The 24,841-nt window shown below is 39.2% G+C and carries 26 protein-coding genes; 1 reads left to right on the top strand and 25 read right to left on the bottom strand.

The features are described 5' to 3' along the window. Window positions 1–26: 26 nt before the first annotated feature. The 21 genes from dnaG to rpsU all read right to left on the bottom strand — a co-directional run bounded on the left by dnaG (window position 27) and on the right by rpsU (window position 19,650). Entirely contained in the window at window positions 27–1,835 is a 1,809-nt protein-coding gene (gene dnaG / locus EM808_RS06760) for a DNA primase (protein WP_127737423.1), read from the bottom strand. 59 nt (window positions 1,836–1,894) lie between these two features. After that, complete coding sequence (locus EM808_RS06755; RefSeq protein WP_235856575.1) at window positions 1,895–2,287, bottom strand: DUF188 domain-containing protein; 393 nt, start codon at window positions 2,285–2,287, stop codon at window positions 1,895–1,897. Window positions 2,288–2,669: 382 nt separating this feature from the next. Continuing rightward, window positions 2,670–3,497, bottom strand: a complete 828-nt coding sequence (locus EM808_RS06750; protein WP_127737422.1) for a pyruvate, water dikinase regulatory protein — start codon at window positions 3,495–3,497, stop codon at window positions 2,670–2,672. 19 nt (window positions 3,498–3,516) lie between these two features. Further along, window positions 3,517–4,131, bottom strand: a complete 615-nt coding sequence (locus tag EM808_RS06745; protein ID WP_225314692.1) for a helix-turn-helix transcriptional regulator — start codon at window positions 4,129–4,131, stop codon at window positions 3,517–3,519. Window positions 4,132–4,230: 99 nt separating this feature from the next. Next, window positions 4,231–6,297, bottom strand: coding sequence for a glycine--tRNA ligase subunit beta (gene glyS / locus EM808_RS06740; RefSeq protein WP_127737420.1), 2,067 nt, complete (start codon window positions 6,295–6,297; stop codon window positions 4,231–4,233). Window positions 6,298–6,302: 5 nt separating this feature from the next. After that, window positions 6,303–7,181, bottom strand: a complete 879-nt coding sequence (gene glyQ, locus EM808_RS06735) for a glycine--tRNA ligase subunit alpha (RefSeq protein WP_127737419.1) — start codon at window positions 7,179–7,181, stop codon at window positions 6,303–6,305. Window positions 7,182–7,519: 338 nt separating this feature from the next. After that, complete coding sequence (gene recO, locus EM808_RS06730; protein WP_127737909.1) at window positions 7,520–8,314, bottom strand: DNA repair protein RecO; 795 nt, start codon at window positions 8,312–8,314, stop codon at window positions 7,520–7,522. 31 nt (window positions 8,315–8,345) lie between these two features. After that, the gene (locus EM808_RS06725; RefSeq protein WP_127737418.1) at window positions 8,346–8,489 is read right to left on the bottom strand and encodes a YqzL family protein; all 144 of its coding nucleotides are present in this window, start codon (window positions 8,487–8,489) and stop codon (window positions 8,346–8,348) included. Window positions 8,490–8,631: 142 nt separating this feature from the next. Next, window positions 8,632–9,552 carry a GTPase Era gene (gene era, locus EM808_RS06720; RefSeq protein WP_127737417.1) on the bottom strand — a complete coding sequence of 307 codons (921 nt, stop codon included), beginning with the start codon at window positions 9,550–9,552 and terminating at the stop codon, window positions 8,632–8,634. Then, a complete protein-coding gene (locus EM808_RS06715) occupies window positions 9,539–10,012 on the bottom strand; it encodes a cytidine deaminase (RefSeq protein WP_127737908.1) in 474 nt (157 codons plus the stop codon). Before EM808_RS06715 ends, era begins: the two co-directional genes overlap by 14 nt. Window positions 10,013–10,199: 187 nt before the next feature. Next, window positions 10,200–10,568 carry a diacylglycerol kinase family protein gene (locus EM808_RS06710; protein ID WP_205685841.1) on the bottom strand — a complete coding sequence of 123 codons (369 nt, stop codon included), beginning with the start codon at window positions 10,566–10,568 and terminating at the stop codon, window positions 10,200–10,202. 4 nt (window positions 10,569–10,572) lie between these two features. Beyond that, the gene (ybeY, locus tag EM808_RS06705) at window positions 10,573–11,043 is read right to left on the bottom strand and encodes an rRNA maturation RNase YbeY (RefSeq protein WP_127737415.1); all 471 of its coding nucleotides are present in this window, start codon (window positions 11,041–11,043) and stop codon (window positions 10,573–10,575) included. Window positions 11,044–11,056: 13 nt separating this feature from the next. After that, window positions 11,057–13,210, bottom strand: coding sequence for an HD family phosphohydrolase (locus EM808_RS06700; RefSeq protein ID WP_225314667.1), 2,154 nt, complete (start codon window positions 13,208–13,210; stop codon window positions 11,057–11,059). A 286-nt stretch (window positions 13,211–13,496) separates the two neighbouring features. Next, window positions 13,497–14,462 carry a PhoH family protein gene (locus tag EM808_RS06695; protein ID WP_127737414.1) on the bottom strand — a complete coding sequence of 322 codons (966 nt, stop codon included), beginning with the start codon at window positions 14,460–14,462 and terminating at the stop codon, window positions 13,497–13,499. Then, the gene (gene yqfD / locus EM808_RS06690; protein WP_127737413.1) at window positions 14,459–15,652 is read right to left on the bottom strand and encodes a sporulation protein YqfD; all 1,194 of its coding nucleotides are present in this window, start codon (window positions 15,650–15,652) and stop codon (window positions 14,459–14,461) included. Before yqfD ends, EM808_RS06695 begins: the two co-directional genes overlap by 4 nt. 14 nt (window positions 15,653–15,666) lie before the next feature. Continuing rightward, on the bottom strand, window positions 15,667–15,951 hold the full coding sequence (gene yqfC, locus EM808_RS06685) for a sporulation protein YqfC (RefSeq protein WP_127737412.1): 285 nt from the start codon (window positions 15,949–15,951) through the stop codon (window positions 15,667–15,669). A 97-nt stretch (window positions 15,952–16,048) separates the two neighbouring features. Continuing rightward, window positions 16,049–16,495, bottom strand: coding sequence for a hypothetical protein (locus EM808_RS06680; protein WP_127737411.1), 447 nt, complete (start codon window positions 16,493–16,495; stop codon window positions 16,049–16,051). A gap of 24 nt (window positions 16,496–16,519) precedes the next feature. Beyond that, the gene (gene floA / locus EM808_RS06675) at window positions 16,520–17,524 is read right to left on the bottom strand and encodes a flotillin-like protein FloA (RefSeq protein WP_127737410.1); all 1,005 of its coding nucleotides are present in this window, start codon (window positions 17,522–17,524) and stop codon (window positions 16,520–16,522) included. Next, on the bottom strand, window positions 17,524–18,864 hold the full coding sequence (locus EM808_RS06670) for an NfeD family protein (RefSeq protein ID WP_127737409.1): 1,341 nt from the start codon (window positions 18,862–18,864) through the stop codon (window positions 17,524–17,526). The genes floA and EM808_RS06670 overlap by 1 nt, the downstream gene beginning before the upstream one ends. A 153-nt stretch (window positions 18,865–19,017) precedes the next feature. Continuing rightward, window positions 19,018–19,461 carry a GatB/YqeY domain-containing protein gene (locus tag EM808_RS06665; protein ID WP_127737408.1) on the bottom strand — a complete coding sequence of 148 codons (444 nt, stop codon included), beginning with the start codon at window positions 19,459–19,461 and terminating at the stop codon, window positions 19,018–19,020. A gap of 15 nt (window positions 19,462–19,476) precedes the next feature. Next, window positions 19,477–19,650: a 30S ribosomal protein S21 gene (gene rpsU / locus EM808_RS06660; RefSeq protein WP_003152957.1), complete on the bottom strand. Its 174-nt coding sequence runs from the start codon at window positions 19,648–19,650 to the stop codon at window positions 19,477–19,479. Window positions 19,651–19,933: 283 nt separating this feature from the next. Between rpsU and EM808_RS06655 the strand changes: the two genes are divergently transcribed. Further along, complete coding sequence (locus tag EM808_RS06655; RefSeq protein WP_127737407.1) at window positions 19,934–20,851, top strand: Na/Pi symporter; 918 nt, start codon at window positions 19,934–19,936, stop codon at window positions 20,849–20,851. Window positions 20,852–20,893: 42 nt separating this feature from the next. Here the strand turns inward: EM808_RS06655 and deoC are convergent, their stop codons facing one another. From deoC to prmA, 4 genes are all read right to left on the bottom strand, one after another. Further along, window positions 20,894–21,565, bottom strand: a complete 672-nt coding sequence (gene deoC / locus EM808_RS06650) for a deoxyribose-phosphate aldolase (RefSeq protein ID WP_127737406.1) — start codon at window positions 21,563–21,565, stop codon at window positions 20,894–20,896. A 108-nt stretch (window positions 21,566–21,673) separates the two neighbouring features. Beyond that, window positions 21,674–23,026, bottom strand: coding sequence for a tRNA (N(6)-L-threonylcarbamoyladenosine(37)-C(2))-methylthiotransferase MtaB (gene mtaB, locus EM808_RS06645; RefSeq protein WP_127737405.1), 1,353 nt, complete (start codon window positions 23,024–23,026; stop codon window positions 21,674–21,676). Between the two features lie 10 nt (window positions 23,027–23,036). Further along, window positions 23,037–23,783 (bottom strand): 16S rRNA (uracil(1498)-N(3))-methyltransferase, encoded by a 747-nt coding sequence (locus EM808_RS06640; protein ID WP_127737404.1) that lies wholly within the window; start codon window positions 23,781–23,783, stop codon window positions 23,037–23,039. A 112-nt stretch (window positions 23,784–23,895) separates the two neighbouring features. Continuing rightward, on the bottom strand, window positions 23,896–24,837 hold the full coding sequence (gene prmA, locus EM808_RS06635; RefSeq protein WP_127737403.1) for a 50S ribosomal protein L11 methyltransferase: 942 nt from the start codon (window positions 24,835–24,837) through the stop codon (window positions 23,896–23,898). Window positions 24,838–24,841: the final 4 nt, after the last annotated feature.

The following is a 24,841-nucleotide window of genomic DNA, read 5'->3' as shown; positions in this document are numbered from 1 at the left end:
CTTCCAAAAAATCAAGACAATCAAATTTATTTTAATGATTTTACTAACAACATGACTTCCATTCCTATTTCTGCTGCCTTTAGAAAATCATTTTGTCGCTCTGCTTCTTTTTGCAATGCTTTCTTTTCATTAATTTCCAGCATTTTTTCGTAATTCAACAGCTGCTTTAAATAATCGGTAAGCTCTTGATCGCTGACCTCCTCATTTACTTCCATCATGTCAATGTCTGCCACAATCCGCTGCAGTTCACCGTCACGGATGAAATTAAGGAAGGCGCTTGAATCCGAACTTTGTCCTGTTTCATAAAAAGCCAACAAATAAGTGAAAATCGCTTGATGTTCATCAATATTGAATGTCCTGTCCTGTAAAGCTTCCCGGACCTTCAATACAATATCCTCACTTTTTAGCATATGGGCAATCAGCCTTCGTTCGGCAGTATGGTATGCCGGCAATAAGTGGTTGGATCTTTTTCTTACACTATATTGCTTAACTGGCGCATTAATGCTTTTATTTGGCTTATTTATTGTTTGCCTGCCGGCAAGCTCTTCCTCCTGCATTTTTAATGCATCGAGAGAGATGGAAAATTCCGATGACAGCTGCCTTAAATAAAGGTCTTTTTCGACTGCATTCCCAAGCTGAGCTATTTCTCCCAATACTTGTTCTATATAGCTAAGCTTATCTCCTTCATTTTGCAGATTTTTTCCTCTGCGATGATATATGAGCTTAAAGCTCATAAACGGAACGCTCGCCTGCATGATTTCATGCTGCAGTTTTTCTTCCCCATATTTGTTAAGGTAATCATCCGGATCCAGACCATCTGGAAGCATGGCAACCTTAACGGTACAATTGGCACCAGCAAGCATTTTTCCTGCACGGTAGGCTGCTTCGATTCCTGCTGAGTCTGAATCATAGCAAATGGTTATCGTTCGGGAATTTCGCTTTAAAATAGCAAGATGCTCATCCGTTAGGGATGTTCCCATCGTCCCGACACTGTTTTCCACACCTGCACGGTTAGCAGCAATCACATCAGCAAATCCCTCAAACAGGACAGAATGCTGTGTTTTTCTTATGCTTGGCCTCGCCATATGAAAATTATATAGGGTACTGCTTTTATTAAAAATTGGTGTCTCCGGACTGTTTAAATATTTGGGAGTTGAGTCCCCTAGTGTACGTCCGGAAAATGCAATTGGATTGCCATTACGATCATAAATAGGAAACATTATCCGATCGCGGAAGCGGTCAAAATATTTATCCCCTTTTTCACTTTTAATAATTAAACCGGCTTTTTCCATTAATGAAGCGTCATATTTCTTTAGATATTTCACCGCAAAATCCCACTGATTCGGTGCATAGCCAATTTGAAACTTCTCAATGACCTCTCTTGTAAAGCCCCTGTCAAGCAAATACTGTAAAGCATGCTCAGCATCCGTTGTATTTACAAGAATATGATGGTAAAATTTAGTTAACTGATCGTGAGCATCCAGCATTTGCTGGAAGTCTTTAGAAATGGCAGGCTTATTGCCTGACTCCTGCAATTCTACACCGAGATCAACATTCGCTCTTTCTGCCAGATGGAAAGCTGCTTCCTGAAAGGAATAGCCTTGTAAGTCCATTAGAAAGGTAAATACATTTCCTCCTGCGTGACAGCCAAAGCAATGAAATATCTGCTTTTCAGGTGAAACGGAAAATGAGGGGGTTTTTTCGCCATGAAATGGACACAATCCCAAATAATTGCGTCCTTGCTTTGTTAGTGCAACATGCTCCCCAATGACATCAACTATGTCAATTGCCTGTTTGACCTCGTTTACTTTCTCATCAGGAATGCGCTCAACCATTTTCAACACATCTCCCTACTACTAACATTCCTATACATAAGACATTCGACACAATCAGCTTATTCTCCTGCAACTTTCGACAAAACGATTCCGAAACTTTTTTTGAATTTCTGCCGATCCTTTTCTTCAAATGGCTTAGGTCCTTTTCCGTATATGCCTCTTCTTCTTGCTTTAGCAGAAAGATAGCGCATATCCAGAGCTGTCCCAATATCTTTTTCCTCAAGGATAATCCCTCTTGGAGTAAGAACATAAACTCTTTTGGGCAGCAGTGTTGCTGCCAGTCCAATATCCTGTGTTACTACTACATCATTTGCCTTTACGGCATTCATAATAAACATATCTACTGCTTCCTTGCTACTGTCAACATACTTCCAGTTTGTTCCGTCTTCATGCCGTTTCATGTGAGCATAGGAAGCGATAAAAATTACCTCAATAGATCTGCTTTTAGCCATTTCGACAATTTCTTCTTTCACAGGACAAGAATCAGCGTCAACATATATGATGCATTTATCCAATGTACTACTAATTCTACATCACTCCATATATTCCTTCTTTCATGAATACTTTTTCATGGAAAGAGTCGTTGTCGAAAATTATTTTTTTCTTCCTCTTGACTTCTCACAGTAAATAGTTTATTCCTTATGAGCCAACTCTAAACCTATTTACAATACTTTTTTATCACAATTTTCTATTATAGTACATAATTTAGCTTAATACCATAAGTTTTCCGAAAAAAACAACAGTATTTTTCGAGAAAAGGTTAGGAATTTGCATTAAAAAAATAATCCAGCTTTTATTAACTGCAGAGCACGATTCTTCTGCGGTTTTTTTATTTTAAAAATGATTGTTTTTAGCGCGGTAATATAAATTAAAAATAATATTTGCTGTCTCTTCAACAGCTTTATTTGTCACATCAATGACAGGGCATTTTATTTTGTCCACAATATTTTCGAAATAAGCCATTTCCTGCTCAATACGTTCAATTTGCGCATAGCTTGCACTATCGCTTAACCCTAAGGAAATTAATCTCTCCTTACGAATATTATTCAGCTTTTTAGGGCTGATCTTTAAACCAAAGCATTTATGTGCTGGAACCTCAAATAATTCCTTCGGAGGGTCTACTTCAGGGACAATCGGCACATTAGCAACCTTCACCCGCTTATGGGCAAGAAACTGTGATAGAGGTGTCTTAGAGGTTCTGGATACACCAAGCAAAATAATGTCTGCCTTTTCCAAGCCTCTTGGGTCCCTTCCATCGTCATATTTAACGGCAAACTCAATTGCTTCCACTTTCTTGAAATAGTCTTCATCCAGCTTTCTGACTAGACCTGGTTCAAAAAGCGGAGTTTTGCCCCATAGCATTTGAAACTGGTCGATGATTGGTCCAATGATATCTGCAGCATATACTCCTTCTTCAACAGCAAGCTCCTGCATGTATTTCCGCATTTCCGGCTTTACAAGTGTATATGCAATCATTCCGTGCTCTTGTTTGGCCTGACGAATCACATCACGGATATTTGACTTATCCTCCACAAAAGGAAACCTTTTTATGGATACATTCACATTATGACCGGAAAACTGACTTATTGCGGCTTTTGTTACGAGTTCTGCTGTCTCTCCGACAGAATCGGATACTACATAAATGATTTGCCTTTCAGTCATGAAAACTTCCTCCTTCTATTTATTCATTGGATAAGTTCACAAGTGCTTTCGTTATATTTGTCTTTGTCACTCGTCCGATTACTTTAAAACCATCTTGCTCCTCTTTTACAACAGGCAGAGAATCTATTTCTCTCTCTATCAGCTTTTTGCCGACATCAACTAGCTTGTCGTCCAAGTAACAATACGTGATGTTCGGCATTCTTGTCATGATAATGGTAACAGGCAATGACGACAATTCCTGCTTGCCAATACTTGCCCTTAGCATGTCCTTTCTTGAAACAACACCTGCAAGAGCATTATTAGCATCAACGATAAAGATTGTTCCGACATCTTCTGTAAACATCGTAACAATTGCATCATATACAGATGTTGTATCACTTGCTACAACAGGACAGGAATAATAATCCTTCACATACAGGTTACCAATTCTTTCTGATTGCTCTGACGTTTTGCCAGTATAAAAATAGCCGACACGAGGCCTTGCATCGAGAAATCCAGCCATTGTCAAGATGGCAAGATCAGGACGTAATGTTGCTCTCGTTAAATGTAAGTTTTCAGCAATATGCTCTCCCGTTATTGGACCATTCGCTTTTACGATTTCCACGATTTGCTGTTGGCGTTTATTCAGTTTTATCGTTCATTCACCACCTTCGCAAAGTAAAGCGTCTTTCTGACGGCTTCTGGGAAGTCATTTAAAAATAAAGTAGGTGGAGAAATCTCCACCACACTTTTTTTATTTCACCATTATTTCAGATACATTAGCAAAGCCTTTTATTATATCTGCCAGCTCTGTCATTTGATTTAATCTATTTTCTTTTAAGGACGGGTTATCTGACATTACCATTGTGTTGTCAAAATACGAGGCAATGGATGATTCAAGAGAGAGCAGCAAAGTGAAGTATACATCTTCCTCTGTATCCTTTGTCAGTTTCTCCTTCACTGATTGCACTGCTCGGAACAAGCTGCCTTCCTCGTCATTCTCAAACAAGGAAGAATTAACAGAGCCTTTAACTTCTGCTTTTTTGGAAATATTAATGACACGTGCCAATGCTTCAATACCATTTTTGAAGTTAGCATCATCTTTATGGCTATCAAGCACCTTAGCCTTTTTAAGCAGGCTTGCAGGACTGCCAAGTGTATCACCAAGGACTGCATCAATTAAATCGTAACGAATGCCTTCTGCTTGAAGGATATGCTTAATACGAGCCTTAAAGAAATCGATAATATTTTTATGCAGTTCTTCTTCAGACGTTTTTGCAAAGCCTTTTACATTATGCATTGCAAGTGAGACAAGCTCCTCTAAAGATAAATCCCACTCTTTATCCATCAATGTCTGTACAACACCTGTAGCCTGTCTGCGCAGCGCATAAGGGTCTTGTGAACCAGTTGGAATTAAGCCAATAGCAAAGAAGGAAACGATTGTATCCAATTTTTCTGCAAGAGCAAGTGCTGCACCTTCATTGCTTGAGGCAGTGTTATCGTCTGCGTGTCTCGGCATATAGTGTTCGTTAATTGCCTTAGCAACAGCAGGAGCTTCCCCTTTTTGAAGGGCATATTTTTCACCCATAAGCCCTTGTAGCTCTGGAAATTCATAAACCATGTTTGTAACAAGGTCAAATTTTGAGATTTGGGCAGCACGATCTGCGTTTTTCTTTTCATCTGCTGAGAAGTTAAGCGTATCAGCAATGTTATTTGTTAGCCCTTGTACTCTTGCAACTTTTTCTGAAAGTGTGCCTATTTCTTCATGATATACGATGGATTGTAACTTCGCCAAAAGCTTGTCAATATCCTGCTTTTGATCTTCTTTATAGAAGAACGCAGCATCTGCAAGACGAGCTCTTAATACTTTTTCATTCCCTTTTGCAACCTTTTCTAAATGGTTATGGTCACCATTGCGAACTGTAATAAAGTAAGGAAGCAATGTATTATCCTTTGATTTAACAGGGAAGTAGCGCTGATGCTCCTTCATGCTTGTAATCAACACTTCTGTTGGAAGCTCTAAAAAGGCTTCTTCAAACTTACCGAAAAGAGCTGTCGGATATTCAACTAGATTATTAACTTCTTCCAACAAATCTGCATCAATTGGGATAATCCAATCATTTTCTTCAGCAATTTTTTTAATTTGCGAGAGAATAGCTTCTTTACGTTCTTCAGGGTTTGCAATGACAAACTGACTTAGCAATGCTTCTTTATAATTGCTTGGCTGTGTAAAGCTGATTTCTCCTCCAAGGAAACGGTGACCAAGCGATTTACGGTCTGTTTCCACACCTGTAATCGAAAATGGAACGACTGTATCCCCAAATAATGCAACAATCCATTTAATTGGACGAATATAACGAAGGTCATTATTTGCCCAACGCATATTTTTTGGGAACGTCAAGCTTAAAATGATGTCTTTTAATGCAGGCAGCAAATCAATTGTTGCTTGGCCTTTAATGAATTTTTTTACATGTGCATATTCCACACCATTGATTTCCTTGAAATAAATATCTTCAACCGTCGCACCTTGACCTCTAGTAAAGCCTGCAGCTGCCTTCGACCATTCCCCTTTTTCATCAAGAGCAATCTTTTTAGCAGGGCCTTTTGCTTCTTCCTCAATATCCTTTTGTGCTTCATCTGCTTGAGAAACGAGAATTGCAAGGCGTCTTGGTGTAGAGAATGCTTCAATTGCATCAAATTGCAATTGTTTTTCATTCAGCCATGCTTCCACCTTTTCTTTTAAGCTGTTCATGCTGCTTGTGACAAAACGGGCAGGCATTTCTTCTAAACCGATCTCTAGCAATAAATCTTTTTTACTCATGCTAATCAAACCTCCTTGCCTTTTAAAATAGGGAATCCTAATTTCTCACGCTCTTCATAAAATGTTTTAGCAACTTTACGTGCAAGCGTCCGGCATCTTCCAATATAGCCTGTGCGCTCTGTAACAGAAATGGCACCTCTTGCGTCAAGAAGGTTGAAGACATGAGAGCATTTTAATACATAGTCATATGCCGGATGCACAAGTCCTTCATCCATTTGGCGATGCGCTTCTTTTTCGTATACGCTAAACAAGTGGAAAAGCATATCCACATCTGACGTTTCAAATGTATATTTACTATGCTCAAATTCTGGTTGGTAGAAGATGTCTCTGATTGTAAAGCCGTCTGTCCACTCTAGATCAAATACATTTTCTTTATCTTGAATATAAGAAGCCAATCTTTCAATACCATACGTGATTTCAACAGAAACAGGCTTACACTCTAAACCGCCGACCTGTTGGAAGTATGTGAATTGAGTGATTTCCATCCCGTCAAGCCAAACTTCCCAGCCTAACCCAGCACATCCTAGTGATGGGTTTTCCCAGTTATCCTCAACAAAACGGATATCATGCTCAAGCGGGTTAATACCAAGCGCTTTAAGAGAGTCCAAATACAATTCTTGAATATTATCTGGTGATGGCTTCATGATAACCTGGAATTGGTGATGCTGATACAAACGGTTAGGATTCTCCCCGTAACGTCCATCAGCAGGTCTTCTGGATGGCTCAACATAAGCCACATTCCAAGGCTCAGGGCCGATTGCTCTTAAGAAGGTATAAGGGCTCATTGTTCCAGCCCCTTTTTCTACATCATATGCCTGCATTAAAATACAACCATAATCTGACCAATGCTTTTGCAGTGTTAAAATCATGTTTTGAATATTCATGTCAGCTCTAGCCTCCAAATAGTTTTTTTCTCAATAGATAGAAGCGAAAGAATTTATGTATTACATTTATTTCGCTGTATTTTAAACAGCAAAAAACTCCCGCCCCTATGCCAATGATTGACATAGGGACGAGAGTTAACCCGCGGTTCCACCCTATTTGCCGCAAACAAATTGCAGCCACTTTCATGTGAGTGTTGCTCCACGAACGCCTTCCTTAAAGCTCATGCACCTAGCTTTCACTATCCTAGGCTCGCTGGATCAAGAGTTGTTTAAGTACTACTTTCTTTTCAACGCAACTGTTTATTTACAAAAAATATTAACGAAAATAATTCCAATTGTCAACCTTCGTCTTTGTTCTTATTTATATTTGGGCTGTTTTTCATAAAGTCACTGCCAAAGCTTTTCATGGACTGAAGGAATTTTTTTGATTTCAAGTATAAGCCTGAATATTCGTCATAATAAGCTGAAATAATAGTATTCAGCTCTTCCTTTGTAGCTTCCTTGACAGAGATGTTACCTAGTCTGCCCAAATCAAAATAATAAAAAACCCGCAGCAGCTTAACAGCTGCCTGAGATATTTTATAATGGTACGGATCATGCTCCAAGCAGCGATGACAGATAAGGCCACCCTCTCGAATGGAAAAGGAAAACTGCCCGTCAGTAGCACCGCAAATTGTGCATTTATCTAAAACCGGATACATGCCAAGGACGTTAAGCATTTTCATTTCATAAATGTTTGTCAATATTTGTGCATCATAACCTTCATTCATGTAATTCATTGTTTGGTGCAACAACTCAAAATGAAAAGGGTTTGGCTTTTTATCCTCTGTACAGCGATCTGTCAGTTCAGCAACATAACTCGCATACGCTGTCAGCATAATATCCTCTTTAATTGCTCGGAAGCTTGTTATCATCTCACCTTGCTGCATAAGACCAAGTCCGGTTGAACGCTGTACTAAATAATAAGCATATGTAAAAGGCTGGGTAACAGCAGAAAGCCTGCTGTTTGTCTTTTTTGCTCCCCTTGCCATTACACCAACCTTGCCCCATTCGCGGGTAAATAATGTTGTAATCTTGTTTGTCTCTCCATAATCTGTCGTTCTAATGACGATGCCTTCACATTTTTCTAGCATCACCCTCACCATCCCTATCTATGGGACAGGACTATGAGATGGGATAATCAATATCTGCTAGCTCTTCATTCTGAGTATTCGGTATTTCATGGTTAGCCTTTTCTATTTCCTTAAAAAGTAGATAAGTGTCTATGTTACCTGTCTGCGAAAAAACCTTCCAGGTATAGTCTAACATGATAAACCCCCACCTTTTTTTGATTTTAATACTAGCTTAATTAATACCTTGACCTTATCATAGCCTGTCTTTGGTAAAAACATGAGACGAAAATATTGCTAATTTTATTCCCGCATAATTTTAGAACCAGGTTAAACGAGTATTAATACTCGTCTTCTCTAAAACCAAAGTCTCTCAGCTGAGTCATCTTGTTTCTCCAGTCTTTTTGGACCTTAACCCAAAGCTCTAAAAACACTTTATTGCCGAGCAGATTCTCGATATCTGTTCTTGCCCTTTTGCCGACTTCCTTGAGCATTCCGCCCTGCTTACCAATGATAATGCCCTTTTGGGAATCTCTTTCCACAACAATTGTTGCCATTACATGGACAACATCATTTTGTTTCTTTTCCATTTTTTCAATAACAACAGCTAAAGAATGCGGAATTTCCTCCCTTGTCAAATGCAGAGCCTTTTCCCTGATTAATTCTGAAACGATGAATCTTTCTGGGTGGTCTGTTACTTGATCTGCCGGGTAAAATTGTGGACCTTCTGGCATATATTTTTTTATTTGCGTCAGTAATGTTTCCACATTGTTTCCTTCTAAAGCAGAGATTGGAATTATTTCTTTGAAAGGATACTTCTCCTTATAAGAATCAATTACGGAAAACAGCTTATCCGGATGAATTGTATCAATTTTATTTACGACTAAGAAAATAGGCGTTTTAATATTCTCAAACTTCTCAAGAATAAACTCTTCCCCTTTACCGAATCCTTCTTCTGCATTTACCATAAATAAAATGAGATCGACTTCCTTCAAAGTGTTTTGCGCCACTTTCATCATGAAATCGCCAAGTCTGTGCTTAGGCTTATGAATACCTGGTGTATCAATAAAAATCAGCTGTGAATCATCTGTTGTTAGTACACCTTGCACTTTATTTCTAGTTGTTTGCGGTTTATCGCTCATGATTGCAATCTTTTGTCCGATAACACGGTTTAAAAATGTCGATTTTCCAACGTTTGGTCTCCCGATGATCGAAATAAATCCTGATTTATGCTCATTATTGCTAGTATTATTTATGTTCATTTAATGCCTCCGATGAAAATGCTCCTGGCAGTAATTCTGCCACCGTTGTTTTTTGAACGTCACCGTTCAGATTTGTTAATATAACTTCCATGTCACTTGGACATAGCTCGGAAATAACTTGCCTGCATGCTCCGCATGGTGAAACAGGTCCATTTGTGTCTGCAACTACTGCTAGACTAACAAATTTTGTATCTCCCTCTGAAACTGCTTTAAATAATGCTGTTCTCTCTGCACAATTTGTCACACTGTACGCAGCATTTTCTATATTGCATCCATGATAAACCTTTCCTGTTTCAGAAAGCAAGGCTGCTCCTACCTGAAATTTAGAATACGGAACATATGCCTTTTCTCTTGCTGCTTTAGCTTCCTGTATCAGCGCTTCTGTTTTCATAAAATCGTCTCCGTTTCGATTTATTACACTTCTTGTATGCTGTCCTTTTAGGCAAGGCGTGTTGTTCATTATTTTATAAAAAGAATAGAACGTTTTCAAATCAGCAGTTTCACTTTTTTCTGCCGATGCACTATGAATAGCTAAACCTGCATCTATAAAAATTATATACTAACTTCTTTCTTGATGAAAGTTAATTAGCTATACTCGCTTATCTTTGTAAAAGCAAAAACAGCAGGCGGATATCTATCCGCCTGCTCTAATAAATATATAGATCCAATAATTTTGGCAAAATAATAATAATACCGATTAATAGGGCAATGATAGCAGAGAACAACACAGCCCCTGCAGCAATGTCCTTTGCTTGTTTAGCCAATGGATGATACTCCTTAGTTACGAGATCCACAACCCGCTCAAGTGCCGTATTCATTAATTCCATACTGATAACAAGGCCGATAGCGATAAAAATAAACATCCATTCATGTAAAGAAATGTGGCAAAAAAAGCCTAATATTACCACAATGGCCATCAAACAAAAATGGATCCGCAAGTTCCTTTCTTTCATAAAAGCAGAACAGATACCTAAAAAGGCAAGGCGAAAGGACGACAGCTGACTATTCTTTTTAATTCGCTTATCTTTGTAATCCGAATTCATCAAGAATTTCCTTTTGAAGAGTAAACATAACTTCCTCTTCCTCTTTTGTTAGATGGTCGTAACCTAGCAAGTGCAGAAAACCATGGACTGCTAAAAAGCCAAGCTCTCGCATATAGCCGTGACCATATTCCTCTGCCTGCTCTTTTGCTCTATCAATGGAAATAATGATATCTCCAAGCACACGTGGCATATCTGCCCCAATAAGCTCTGTTTCCCCTTCTCCAAGCTCCTCCATTGCAAAGGAAATAACATCTGTTGCTTGATCTTTATTGCGGTACTCTTTATTGATTTCCTGTATGCGGGCATTATCAACAAACGTAACCGAAAGCTCAATATCGCCAGACAATTTTTGATTCTGGGCAGCTAATATTAGTAATTCCTCGACTTTAGCCTGATCAGCCTCCGCCACTTTTTCTGTTTCATCAATAAAATCTATTTCCAAATTCATTTTCATTCATCCTTTACTTCTTCATATCAGGGTATTCAATTCTTGAATGAAATATCCCTTTTAGTGTTTCACAAAGTGTATTTCTTACTTGATCCAATTCCTTTAATGTAAGGTCACAATCATCAAGCTGACCGTCTTGAAGGCGATCGGCAATAATGTTTTTTATAAGCCCTTCAATCTGGTCTGGTGTAGGAGAACTAAGACTCCTAACTGCTGCTTCCACACTATCAGCGATTCCAATGATAGCAGCCTCACGAGACTGTGCTTTTGGACCTGGGTACCGGAATTCATTTTCGGCTACATCTGGATTTTTTTCCTTTGCCTTATAATAGAAAAACTTCAGCAAGGTTGTGCCATGGTGCTGCTCCGCAATGTCAATAAGCTCTTTTGGCATTTTACTGCTTTTTAGCAGCTGAGCCCCATCTGTTGCATGTGCAATAATGATATTTTTACTTGCCTGCGGGGGTAGGCGATCATGAGGATTGCCCATATTCAGCTGGTTTTCAATAAAGAACTGCGGTCTTTTTGTTTTTCCAATATCATGATAATAACATCCGACCCTAGCAAGTAAACCATTTGCACCAATTGCTTCACATGCCGCCTCGGCAAGGTTTGCAACCATAACACTATGATGATACGTGCCAGGGGCTTCAGTCAATATTTTTCGCAATAATGGATGATTTGGGTTAGAAAGCTCGATTAGCTTCATCGTTGACAGAATATTAAAGCCGGTCTCAAAGAAAGGCAATATTCCAATTGTCAAAACAGCTGACACAATTCCCGACAGAATCGCACTTAATAGATAAAATCCATATTCCGTTGCTTCCAATTGACCATTTTGCATATAAAGCATACCCAAAATAGTAATGATATTTATTAACGAAACAAGCAGGCCGGCTTGCAAAATACTTGAGCGCTGGTTATGCTTTTTCAAGAAAAGAACGCCAGCAATCCCCCCTGCTAATATATATATTCCCATCCCTACATGAAATGCTCCTGCAGTGCCTTCATTGAACATAATCATCCCACTAACAGAAAGGGCGATAGTGACAAAAATCGCCAGCTTTTCTTCAATAAGGATTTTTATTAGCATCGCAGCCATCGCTGCAGGAAAAAAGTATCCAACTTCAATTATATCCTCTTGCTGAAACAGGCTGAGGGCTTTCATAATTAGAATAGAAATAATAAAAATAATGGAAAACATCATAGCAGTGCCTTTATTCCGCTTGTTTCCACGTTCGTATGCTGTAATATAAAAGTAAAATAAGCAAACAATAGACAAAACAATTAATCCAAGACCGATAAACGGCTTACTCGTATGATCTGTGTCCAGCAGCCCCACTAATCCAAGCTGGCGGTACACTTCCCTGCTGATAAGCTGACCTTCCTCCACAATAATTTGACCTTGAAGGATTTTTACAGGCTCCACACTGTCGACAGCTTGCTGCCTGAGCTCCTCCGTGCCTGTCGGGTCATAAAATTCATTTTGGATGATAGCAAATCGCCCTAAGTCGATGATAGAGCTTTTAATATCACTGTTAATGCCACTGCTGTTTCTTAATTCATCCTCGACCCGTTTCTTCGCATTTTCTACTTCATCTGCCGGGATTTTGCTGCTCATTACAGAATTAATAGCGGTGACCGTTATATCTTCAGCAATTTCAAGCTCCGCTTCTGAGGAAGCAAGCAATTCCTTTAATGTACTATCCATAATTTCATTTGTGACATTGGCTGTTAGTCTTTCTTTAAGAAGAGAAAGTTTTTTATCAGGCGTAATTTCAGTTGCAGCAGATGGTTTACTGTCTGCTCCATCATCCTCTGCCGGCTTCTCTGCTTCATTGTTAACCTCTGTCACAGAATCAAAAATAGAAGTGATTAAATCTACACGATTTTGAGCTATTTCTTTATTAACTACGTACACATCTTGTACTTGATTTTTGTTTTCTTCTTTTTTCTTTTCCGTGCTTTCTGTATCTTCAACTGTTATAGGTGACCGGATTGTTTCATTTGCAACGGTAAATACATCGACATTAAGCTTTTCTGGTTTAACATTGCTGTACATAGAGAAAAACAATATCGCCCCAATAAACAGAAACAGCAAAATTCGAACCGCTGTTTTATTTAAATATCGGTTCTTGTTTTGGATGATATTTTGAAGAAATCCCATTGTAACCTCCTATCGATAAACAAGAGCACTATCCATTATGTATGAATTTTCCAAAACTCAAAAGTTTGATATTTATGTAAAATAATATCAGTTTTTTGTGATGTTTTCACCTTTTTTCTCGATATGAGCTCTACTATTCACTTTCACTAGGCAAATAAGGGCTTTTTTCTACAAAAATTGAGCTCAATAACCATTCTGACCTCAATTTAGCTGAAACAAACTTCACACAAAAAAAAGAAAAAAGACAAACCATGCTTATCAACTTAAGATGGTTTGCCCCTTTTTATCAGCTTTCAATTACGTCATATGCTTTTATAATTTTTCCTACTAGCGGGTGCCTTACAACATCCGTCTCCGATAAGTAGCTGAAGGAAATACCGGAAACATTTTTGAGGATATGCTCTGCTGCAACCAGCCCAGACTTTACACCCTTAGGTAGGTCTATTTGTGTTCTGTCACCTGTAATCACCATTTTAGAGCCGTATCCAAGCCTTGTTAAAAACATTTTCATTTGTGCTTGAGTCGTGTTTTGCGCTTCGTCAAGGATAACAAATGCATCGTCCAAGGTACGTCCGCGCATATAAGCAAGTGGTGCGATTTCAATCGTATTTCTTTCAATCAAACGCTGCGTATGCTCCATCCCAAGAACATCGTGGAGGGCATCATATAGCGGGCGAAGATAAGGGTCTACCTTTTCCTTTAGATCACCAGGCAAAAAGCCGAGGCTTTCTCCAGCTTCGACAGCCGGCCTTGTCAAGATAATCCTGTTTACCTTACCACTTTTCAATGCACTAACTGCCATTACAACAGCTAAATATGTTTTACCAGTTCCTGCTGGTCCAATTCCAAAAATCAAATCATTTTTTTTAATGGAACGGATATATTCGCTTTGGCCGATTGTCTTGACCCTAATGGACTTTCCTTTGATTGTCTTGGCAATCTCTTCATCATAAAGCGCCCCAAAATACTCTAAGGTTCCTTTTCTGGCCATTTCAATCGCATAGCTGACATCACGCTGGCTTACAGAAATTCCTTTCCTTATCACCTGCAAAATTTTTTCAACAATTTCCCCTACCAGTTCAATACTGTCTGGATTTGTGGAGGAAACATGCAAAGTTTCGCCTCTTGTTACGATTTGGCAATCAAGCTCTTTTTCTAAAATTTCAAGATTGCGGTCTCCGTTTCCAAGCAAAGCTACTGCCTCTTCTGGGCCATTTAATTTTACATTCATTGTCTTCAAATCTTCTGTCATTCCAAGTCTCCTTGAGTTATAGGTTGTACTTCTGCAATATTTTCAATTGTTGTAAAATCTATATTTAGTATTACTTTACCATTCTTTACCGATTGTCGCAAAATTTTTTCTTTTTTAATTTTGCCATCTTCCCCGATTTTTTGTTGAATATCCTTCCGCGCTTTTTCCTTACCAGCTTTAATGGCTTCCTCCTCCGTATAACTTCTCGTCACTTCTTCTTTTTCCCTGTATGTTTTGTTTGTAATCTTTAGTGGTAATTCCCATTTAAGAAACTTTACCTTTTTTTCGTTTTCCTCTTTTTCGTATTCCTTATACTCTACCTTTCCAAATCCCCAAACTGGAATTTCGTAGCCAAAAAGCTTCAAATAATGCTTTTGCTTTTCATTGCCATTAAACACTTGAAAAGTACTATCTAAAGGAATTGTAACTTTGGAGTTATACCATGTTTCTCCCCATATTTCTCCTCTGGCTGAAACAATTTTTGTGTTATTATCTTTCCCATATACTCCTGTTACTAATAGCTGTCCTTTTTTTACCACATCATGGATAGTAAAGACTTGATCGCCTTCCTCAATGAAATAGTCCACGATTGTCGCTTTTTTAGCTGCAATTAAATTTTGCGGCTTTTCCTCTTCCATTTTTTCTGGCTCATTTTTCTCCACTACTTGAAAATGATAAGTTGTCCCTTTTAATTCCACACCGATCCACGTAATCGCGTCAATATTATTGGTCAGTCCTGCTTGTATCTCGTCCAATTCTTTTGAAAAGAATTGAAACTCACCGATTTTTATATCCATCTTATCTAGCTGCTTGCGTATCTGATACTCTGTTGCCGGATTAGCACCCTTTATTTCAATCCCCCACACCATGTTGGAAAGGGTTAGAACTAGTCCAAAAAACAAAAATATCCCTATCGCAAACCCGCTGTTTTTCAAGATTCTTTTATAAAGAAAGGGAGCTCCAGCACCACGCTGAAACTCTATTTTTATTCCGCTTCCTCTTACGACCTCTCTAAACTTATTTATGCTTTTAAGTCCCATCTGGAAGGTAATAGAATGTGGCCCATGCTTTTTGACACTCCACACAGCTACCTTTTTTCTTAGTAGATTATTCAAGAAACGCTCTAAGCCCTTTCCCGTCGCTTTAACTGTAACAATGCCAGTAAAAAATTCTATCCAATGATTTTTCATAGCTTCCTCCCATATTATTCGTTTATGTACATCACCTGATCAATTTTCCCCTCCAGCAATATCTCTTCTGGCAGTATCGTCTTGATGACAAATCCCTTACCTTTTATTAAAAGCTGGCCCTGTTTCAAGAGCAGCCGTAGTTCCTTGTCTGAGAAAGTCAGCAGCCCACGGTGGTTCTCAATATATATATGGATTTGGCCAATCATTGTGATCCTGGGTAAGTCCATCATGACATCTTGAGGAAGCTCTAAGTTTTTAATCATCCAGCTCCGTAACGTATTTCCCCATTTTTTAGCCATAAAAAAAGAACCCCCTTTCATCTCATATGTATGAGACAAAAGGGGGTTCTAGCACCTATTTTTCAGGAAAAATTCAGCATGAATGCTGAATTTCCCCTTACTGTTTAATACCTTGCTTTTTACGTGTAGCCGGATGCGGACGCTTTGCTCTTGGAGCACCGATTATCTCGGCAAATATGACCGCCTCAGCCAAGGAATGACCTTCAAGCAGTCCTTTATCGCCTAATAAAGGCTCCGCCTTCTGTTCGGCCTTTACATGCCTTACAGAAGCTGCCTCCATCCGCTTTAGCTTCTGCTTGAGGGCATCCCGTTCTTTTTTTAGTGCCTCTAGTTCATTAAGCTCATTAACCTTTGTGGACACTGTTTCTTTTTTCACAGGCGCTTCAAAGGCCTGCTCCATTTTTCTTATTACCTGCTTGGTGAAATCCGGTTTAACAGGCGTTGGCTTCTTCTGACCTTTTTTGTTGTTTTCCTCCTGCGCTTTTTTTTGGAACAAGGAAAACAGGAAGCCTACTACTATTACAATGATTGAAATATATTCCAAGAGAGACTGCTCCCTTCACTTGCCTTACTTTTTACTATCCTCATCTTTATTGTCGCTATTAAGCTTGCCGATGGATCCTCTCATTTCTGTATCAGCTGTAATGTTCTGCAAATTCATATAATCCATTACACCAATATTTCCAGAACGAAGTGCATCAGACATCGCCATAGGTACCTCAGCCTCTGCTTCAACAACTTTCGCACGCATTTCTTGGACTTTCGCTTTCATCTCTTGTTCTTGAGCAACAGCCATTGCCCGGCGTTCCTCTGCTTTTGCCTGAGCAATCTTCTTGTCTGCCTCTGCCTGTTCTGTCTGTAGTTCTGCACCAATGTTCTTACCTATATCAACGTCTGCAATATCGATGGACAAGATTTCAAATGCAGTACCTGCATCCAATCCCTTTGACAGAACTGTCTGGGAGATCATATCTGGATTTTCGAGAACCTTTTTATGGTTGGTTGACGAACCAATAGTGGAGACAATCCCTTCACCAACACGGGCTACAACCGTCTCTTCTCCGGCTCCCCCAACAAGGCGTTCAATATTAGCACGAACTGTTATTCTTGCTTTTGCTTTTACTTCAATACCATCCATTGCCACACCAGCAATAAACGGTGTTTCAATTACTTTCGGGTTAACGCTCATTTGTACTGCTTCAAGAACGTCACGGCCAGCCAAGTCAATGGCAGCACAGCGTTCAAAGGACAATTCAATATTCGCTCTGTGTGCAGCAATTAATGCATTAACAACTCTGTCGACATTACCCCCAGCCAAGTAGTGACTTTCCAGCTGATTAATCGTGGCATTTATACCAGCTTTATGTGCCTTAATCAGTGGATTGACAACACGACTTGGGATAACCCTTCTCAATCTCATACCAACCAATGTGAAAATGCTGATTTTAACGCCTGCTGCTAATGCGGAAATCCACAGCATGACAGGTACGAATGTCAGGAGGATCCCAAGTAGAATAACCCCTATAATTATGACTGCAATCCAAAAGATTGCCGTTGCGCTCAATACTTCCATTATTTATCCTCCTTATGCAGATCAATGTCTGTCAATTCTCTTACAACAATTCTTGAACCTTCTGCTTTTACGATACTGACTTTAACATCCTTGCCAACAAAATTACCTTCACTGACCACATCAATCCGTTCGTCTCCAATTAGGACCGTTCCTGAAGGGCGTAATGCCGTCATCGTAACCCCGGTCTTTCCAACAAGGTCATTTCTTGTTTTATTGGAAACATATCCTTCTTCCGTACTAGTAGAGTCTCTCAGCACAATTTTTTTGAAGAATTTCATTTTTCTACCAAACACCTTTACTAAAAGAATAGTGGCGATAATCGATACGGCTACCGCAATAAGAACACTTAGGGCAATATGATAAACATTGCCACCAGCGAGAAAGACGCTGCCGATAATTGCAGCTATGCCCAAAATCCCGGCTATCCCGCCGACTATAAAAAATTCAAGGAAAACAAGGACTATTCCTGCTACAAACAGGATAATGGATTCATACCCTGCCAGCCCTGATACAAGATGACCATAAAAGAACAAAAGCAGAGAGGAAATTCCAACAAAGCCCGCAATCCCAAACCCTGGCGAAAACAGTTCGAAGATTAATCCAAGAGCTCCTATCGTTAGAAGAATAGGAATGATAATTGGATTTGTCACAAACCGAGCCACCTTATCAGCGAAGCTTTCATCCATTCTTTCTACTGTTGCATCCTCCATACCAAGAGTTTTGAGCAAATCATCTAAACTACTGACTGTGCCGTTTGAATATTCAACCTCAAGACTTTCAGCGGCGGTCAACGTAAGAAACTTATCCTCATCATCGCCAAGCTCTGGAATGGCAATTGATTTATCTGCCATCGCCATGGCATAGAGGGGATCTTTTCCGCTTTTTTCGGCCGCCCCTCTCATCGCAGACAGCCAATAGGACTGGGCTTTTTCGCCGGCAGTATTACCCTGACTGTCTATGACACCTGCTGCTCCAAACCTGCCTCTTCCATCCATATAGATTTCATCTGTGTTCAAAGCAAGGAAGGAACCTGCCGAGATGGCATCCTGATTAATGTAAGTGACTGTCTTCAACCTTGTGCCGGAAATTATTTTCCCAATCGAAACTGCCGCATCTACCGATCCACCAGGTGTGTCCATTTCAAAGATGATAACATCTGCCTGTTTCTCTTCGGCGGTTTCTACGGCTCTGTTTATAAATTCACTCAAGCCCATTTCCACTGTATCCTTTATTGGCACGATATAGACTAATTGCTGGTCGTTAGCATAACTGACTGCAGGAAAAAAGGATAACAAAATACTGAAAAGAAAAGGCAATAACAATATTTTTTTCCTAATCAATTTTCTCCTCCTTTCCTGTTCGTTTGGTTATAGTACATATACGAATCGAGTTTGAAAAGGTTTCATTTATTTTAATATTATTAACATGTTTTTTAAAAAATAAAATGTTAAAAGGCTGCAGTCTAGGACTGCAGCCTTTAAAACATAATCAATTTATGAAAGGTGTTGTTGTACAAGTTTATTTACTAGTGAACCATCTGCTTTACCTTTAACCTTTGGCATTAAAGCAGCCATCACTTTTCCCATATCTTTCTTTGAAGAAGCACCAGTTTCTGCAATTACCGAAGTAACGATAGCTGATAACTCCTCTTCTGAAAGCTGGTCAGGCATATATATTTCAACATGCTTTAACTCCGCACGTACTTTGTCAACAAGATCTTGGCGACCTGCTTTTTCAAACTCATGGAGGGAGTCCTTGCGTTGTTTCACTTCGCGAGAAAGGACAGTTAACTCATCCTCTTCAGAAAGATCTCCGCCAATCTTAATGCTTTCATTTTGAATGGCAGCTTTTAACATTCTGATATTAGTGAGTTTATCTTTATCTTTGTTTTTCATCGCTTGCTTCATATCATTGTTTAAGCGTTCGAGAAGACTCAATTAATACACCCTCTCTTAGAACTTACGTTTTCTTGCTGCTTCTGATTTCTTCTTACGTTTAACACTAGGCTTTTCATAGAATTCGCGCTTTCTAGCTTCCTGCAAAGTACCAGTTTTTGATACTGAACGTTTGAAGCGACGAAGAGCATCTTCAAGCGATTCGTTTTTACGAACGACGGTTTTAGACATTCTCTTTCCCTCCCTCCGAAACACAACACACTAACATCTCATGGATACCATGTACCTTGACATTATAATATATCAAGGAAGCAAGGTCAACTGTATTTAGCCCTGTACTGAAAATTGTTTTGATTTTTTTTGTGATTTCTAAACAAGTATCCCTCATTGTCCATCCTCACACTTATATATTACCACAAAATACAACTTTAAATCTTGTATATCTCTATCATTTTTCATTTTTAGCATGTCCTATCCTCTTTTTTCATATATTTTTTTGAAGGAGTGAACATATATGCTGTATATTGGACTTTTTATTTTGTTAATCCTGCTGTTTATTTATGGTATGACAATGCTTCGAACAGGCCTTTTCAATCTGTCCTCCCATTCATTTAAAGCCTTGCTGGAAAAACTGACGAACAAGCCTTGGAAGGGGATGATTGCTGCCATTGTCATAACAGCAGTCCTGCAAAGCAGCTCTGCTGTTATGGTGCTGACAATCGGCTTAATTGCAGCACGAGTACTGACATTTCCCCAGTCAATCGGAATTATTCTTGGAACAAATATCGGGACAACCTTTACAACAGAGTTCATCACCTATGATATAAGTGACTATCTGCTTCCGTTAGCAGCTGCTGGCGCACTTGGCATCCTTATAAACAAATATAAGCTAAGAAGTATTGGCTTTGTATTACTTGGCATATCGATTGTATTTACAGCAATGAAAGGATTTAAATACTTTGCCGGGATTATTCAGGAAAACCCTCTTATGCAGACCTTCCTCGCCCATTTGTCTAATCATATTTTTTGGGCATTATCACTCGGTATCCTGATTACAGCGTTAATTCAATCAAGCACCGCGACAATTGGCATTATCATGGGTTTTTTGACTGCAGATATGCTGTCAATCGAGGCTGGTATCGCCATTATGCTCGGCTCTAATATTGGCACATGCATTACATCCTATCTCGCTTCAATTGGGGCAGACAAAGAGGCCAAGCTATGTGCCTACGCCCATATATGGCTCAATATTGGCGGTGCGGTGCTGTTCTATCCCTTCATCGGCCAATTGAAGGATGCTGTAGAATTTATGACAAGCGCCAAAGACGTACAGCTTGCACATGCGAGCCTCTTATTTAATGTTCTTTCCTCCATTATTGTCCTTCCATTCGCAGAACAGTTTGGCAGGTGGATTATGAGGCTTCATAAATAAAAAAAAAGATGGCTACCTGTCTTAGGCAGCCATCTTTTTTATTTAATAGTCACTATTGCTTGTAAGTCCGTTGACAATTGCAACACCAGAGCTTGCACCAATACGAGTAGCTCCTGCTTCAATCATCTTTTCTGTATCTTCACTGCTTCTTACTCCGCCAGAAGCTTTAACGCCAATTTCTGGACCGACTGTCTTTCTCATAAGCGCAATATCTTCTACCGTTGCGCCTCCTGTTGAAAAGCCAGTAGATGTTTTCACGAAGTCTGTACCTGCTTCAACTGCCAAGACACATGCTTTTTCTTTCTCTTCATCTGTAAGCAAACTAGTTTCAATAATTACCTTTGTAAGTGCTTTGCCTTTTGCTGCATCAACTACTGCTTTAATATCTTCCTTCACAAGATCAAAATTCTTGTCTTTTAATGCACCGATGTTGATAACCATATCGACTTCTGTCGCACCATTTTCGATCGCATTAGCTGTTTCAAAAGCCTTCGTAGCTGAAGTAGTCGCACCTAATGGGAATCCAATAACCGTGCAAACTTTCACTTCAGTACCTGCTAAAAGCTCACTTGCATATTGCACCCATGTTGGGTTTACACATACAGAAGCAAAGCTATATTCTTTTGCTTCCTCACATAATGTTTTAACCTGTTCTTTTGTTGCATCTGCTTTCAATAATGTGTGATCAATCATTTTTGCAATTTGGCTGCTCATATTTAATGGCTCCTTTTAACAATAGTATGTATAGATCTTGGTCTTACAAAGGGATACGGAAAAGCATCAATTCTGATGCTTTTCCATTAAAAACTGCCTGCTATTCTATTATACAATAGCTTTTTCTGTTTCTGTATATTCTTCCAAAGCACGTACAAATTGACCTTCGTTAACAGGATATCCTGCTTTTGTAATTTTCACTTTTACAATTTGGCCAACCATGCTTTCTGTTGCCGGGAATACGACTTTTAGATAGTTATCTGTATAGCCAACATACAAGTCTTCACCGCCAGATTCCTTATACTTCTCTTCCGGAATCACTTCGACAACTTCCCCTTCATAATTAGAGGCATATTCCTTTGCAAGCTGGTCAGATAAAGCGATAAGGCGATGTACACGCTCATTCTTTACGTCTTCGTCGATCTGGTCGTCCATTCTTGCAGCTGGCGTTCCTGTTCTCTTTGAATATGGGAAAACATGAAGTTCAGAGAATTTATGTTCTTTTATGAAGTTGTATGTTTCCATAAACTCTTCCTCTGTCTCACCTGGGAACCCGACAATAACATCAGAAGTAACAGCAAGTCCTGGAAGTGCTTCTTTTAAGCGGGTAATTCTTTCAGCAAAGAATTCCATCGTATACTTTCTTCTCATCCTTTTCAATACAGTATCTGAACCGGATTGAATCGGGATATGAAGATGGTTAACAATTATTTTCGAATCATTTAATACTTCAATTACTTCGTCTGTAATTTGGCTCGCCTCAATGGAAGAAATACGAAGTCTTTTCAGTCCTTTTACTTGAGATTCCAAATCGCGAAGAAGTCTGGCAAGATTATAATCTTTCATGTCCTCCCCGTATCCGCCTGTATGGATACCTGTAAGAACGATTTCCTTATAACCCGCTTGAACTAGCTGTTGCGCTTGTCTGATTACTTCTTTCGGATCTCTTGACCGCATTAAACCTCGAGCCCATGGAATAATACAGAATGTGCAGAAGTTGTTACAGCCTTCTTGGATTTTCAAGGAAGCTCTCGTTCTGTCAGTAAATGCTGGAACGTCTAATTCCTCGTACACTCTGTTTTTCATGATATTACCAACTGCATTAATTGGCTGACGTTCTTCTTTAAATTGTGTGATATAATCAAGCATTTTCACACGATCCTGTGTTCCTACTACAATGTCGACACCAGGTATTGCCATAATCTCAGCTGGTGATGTTTGCGCATAACACCCAGTAACACAAATAACAGCATCGGGATTTTTTCGGACAGCTCTTCTTATAACCTGACGGCTCTTTTTATCCCCTGTATTTGTAACTGTACATGTATTGATGACATAAACATCTGACATGTTTTCATACTCTACTCTATCGTATCCTTGCTCTTTAAATAATTGCCATATAGCTTCTGTTTCATAATGATTTACTTTACAACCTAATGTGTGAAAAGCAACTGTTGGCATATTGTTCACCTCATCTATTCAATAGTTCAAAATGATAGGAAACAGCAGAAAGTAAGTATAATGGTGCTGTTTCCGTTCTTAATATTCTTGGTCCGAGTCCACATGCTATAAAGCCGTTTTCCATCAAGAGCTCAACCTCTGAATCAGTTAGGCCGCCTTCAGGTCCGAATACTGCAAGCAGCGTTTGTCCCTTATTCAAGGAAGAAAGTGCCTTTGCAAGATTAGCGGTTTCCCCTAGCTTAGCCTCTTCTTCGTATGCGACGATTTTAACGTCATATTCTGCAGCTTTTTTAATAAGCTCCTTCACTGAAACTGGTGTGGAAACATTCGGTAAAACAGCGCGATGCGACTGCTCTGCCGCTTCCTTGGCAATTTTATTCCAGCGGCTGATCTTTTTATCGGACTTTTTTGCGTCCCATTTTACAATCGAGCGAGATGCAATAAAAGGGATAAACTCATGCGCACCTAGTTCTGTGCCTTTTTGGATAATCCATTCCAGCTTATCCCCTTTTGGCAGGCCGCTTACTATTGTTACAGTGACAGGTAGCTCCATGTCTCCCTCTACCCATTGTACCACTTTTGCTTCGATTTCGTTTTCGGTAATATTTTCAATAGAACAGCGAGCAGTTTGCTGATTAGAATTGACACAATATATTTCATCGCCAAGCTTCATGCGCATAACTCTTGTAATATGATGAAAGTCATCTTCTTTTATAAGGAATGTGTCCTCTATATTTTCCGCGAAATAACGTTGCACTGCTTAAAACCTGCCTTTACATAAAATCAAGGAATTCCTGCTTTGGAAAGAAAAAGCCTTATAAGCATACTAAAAGAAGTTTGCAGTATTACGAACAAACTTCTTTTTAGGTTTACTTTCCTTTTTTCGCTGTGATGCTAATCCAATCTTCCATTTGGACTGTTTCAACAATTTCAAGTCCTGAAGCAAGGATGGCAGCCTTTACTTCTTCTTTTTTCTGAAGAATGATACCTGAAGCAATAAAATAGCCATCCTCTTTTAACAAACGGTAAACATCATCTGTGAAGCGGACAATTACCTCTGCAAGAATGTTAGCAACAATCACATCAGACTCTTGCGTTATTCCATCAAGTAAATTATTTTGCTGAACTGTAGCTGTTTCATGCACCTTGTTTAGCTTCAGATTTAACTTAGCTGATTGAACAGCAACCTCATCCAAATCAAGGGCAAGCACTGATTTTGCTTGGAGCATGGAGGCTGCAATGCTTAGCACGCCAGAACCTGTACCAACATCAATAACTGTATCCCCTTTTTTCACTATTCTTTCCAAAGCTTGGATACATAATACTGTTGTTGGATGTGTTCCTGTCCCAAACGCCATCCCAGGATCCAGTTCAATAATTAATTCATCACTGTTCACTGGTGTATATTCTTCCCAAGTCGGTACAATGGTGAACTTCTCAGAAATCTTGACAGGATGATAATATTTCTTCCATGCCGTAGCCCACTCTTCTTCATTCACTTCCATAATTGTCACTTTATTTAACCCAATATCGATATTAAATAAAATCAAATTATTGATTGCTTCTTTAATTTCCTCTACCGTTTCACCTAAAAAGCTATTGATAGGCAGATATGCTTTAACCAAAACTCCCTCTTGTGGGTAATCGTCAGGATTGAGTTGGTAGATTTCGCCAAAACGGTCTTCTCTTTCTTTTATCAATTCGAAGGGATCCTCAATTACCACCCCGCTAGCACCTGCTTCGTGCAAAATGTTCGAAATAGGTTCAATCGCTTCATTTGTTGTATGAATTGTGATTTCAGACCATTTCATTTTC

Source organism: Niallia taxi (assembly GCF_004005475.1).
Classification (GTDB): Bacteria; Bacillota; Bacilli; order Bacillales; family Cytobacillaceae; genus Niallia; species Niallia taxi.
The sequence above is the reverse complement of the archived record's forward strand: the minus strand, read 5'-3'. Positions and strand labels throughout refer to the sequence as shown.

Bases quoted from the DNA above. Each gene is read 5' to 3' on its own strand.
- era (WP_127737417.1), bottom strand. From the start codon at position 9,552: ATGAACATAAATAATACTAGCAATAATGAGCATAAATCAGGATTTATT.
- EM808_RS06755 (WP_235856575.1), bottom strand. From the start codon at position 2,287: ATGGCTAAAAGCAGATCTATTGAGGTAATTTTTATCGCTTCCTATGCT.
- yqfC (WP_127737412.1), bottom strand. From the start codon at position 15,951: ATGGCTAAAAAATGGGGAAATACGTTACGGAGCTGGATGATTAAAAAC.
- EM808_RS06750 (WP_127737422.1), bottom strand. From the start codon at position 3,497: ATGACTGAAAGGCAAATCATTTATGTAGTATCCGATTCTGTCGGAGAG.
- EM808_RS06655 (WP_127737407.1), top strand. From the start codon at position 19,934: ATGCTGTATATTGGACTTTTTATTTTGTTAATCCTGCTGTTTATTTAT.
- EM808_RS06715 (WP_127737908.1), bottom strand. From the start codon at position 10,012: ATGAACAACACGCCTTGCCTAAAAGGACAGCATACAAGAAGTGTAATA.
- deoC (WP_127737406.1), bottom strand. From the start codon at position 21,565: ATGAGCAGCCAAATTGCAAAAATGATTGATCACACATTATTGAAAGCA.
- floA (WP_127737410.1), bottom strand. From the start codon at position 17,524: ATGGAAGTATTGAGCGCAACGGCAATCTTTTGGATTGCAGTCATAATT.
- yqfD (WP_127737413.1), bottom strand. From the start codon at position 15,652: ATGAAAAATCATTGGATAGAATTTTTTACTGGCATTGTTACAGTTAAA.
- EM808_RS06725 (WP_127737418.1), bottom strand. From the start codon at position 8,489: ATGTTAGACTATACCTGGAAGGTTTTTTCGCAGACAGGTAACATAGAC.
- glyS (WP_127737420.1), bottom strand. From the start codon at position 6,297: ATGAGTAAAAAAGATTTATTGCTAGAGATCGGTTTAGAAGAAATGCCT.
- dnaG (WP_127737423.1), bottom strand. From the start codon at position 1,835: ATGGTTGAGCGCATTCCTGATGAGAAAGTAAACGAGGTCAAACAGGCA.
- glyQ (WP_127737419.1), bottom strand. From the start codon at position 7,181: ATGAATATTCAAAACATGATTTTAACACTGCAAAAGCATTGGTCAGAT.
- rpsU (WP_003152957.1), bottom strand. From the start codon at position 19,650: ATGTCTAAAACCGTCGTTCGTAAAAACGAATCGCTTGAAGATGCTCTT.
- recO (WP_127737909.1), bottom strand. From the start codon at position 8,314: ATGCTAGAAAAATGTGAAGGCATCGTCATTAGAACGACAGATTATGGA.
- EM808_RS06700 (WP_225314667.1), bottom strand. From the start codon at position 13,210: ATGGGATTTCTTCAAAATATCATCCAAAACAAGAACCGATATTTAAAT.
- ybeY (WP_127737415.1), bottom strand. From the start codon at position 11,043: ATGAATTTGGAAATAGATTTTATTGATGAAACAGAAAAAGTGGCGGAG.
- prmA (WP_127737403.1), bottom strand. From the start codon at position 24,837: ATGAAATGGTCTGAAATCACAATTCATACAACAAATGAAGCGATTGAA.
- mtaB (WP_127737405.1), bottom strand. From the start codon at position 23,026: ATGCCAACAGTTGCTTTTCACACATTAGGTTGTAAAGTAAATCATTAT.
- EM808_RS06695 (WP_127737414.1), bottom strand. From the start codon at position 14,462: ATGACAGAAGATTTGAAGACAATGAATGTAAAATTAAATGGCCCAGAA.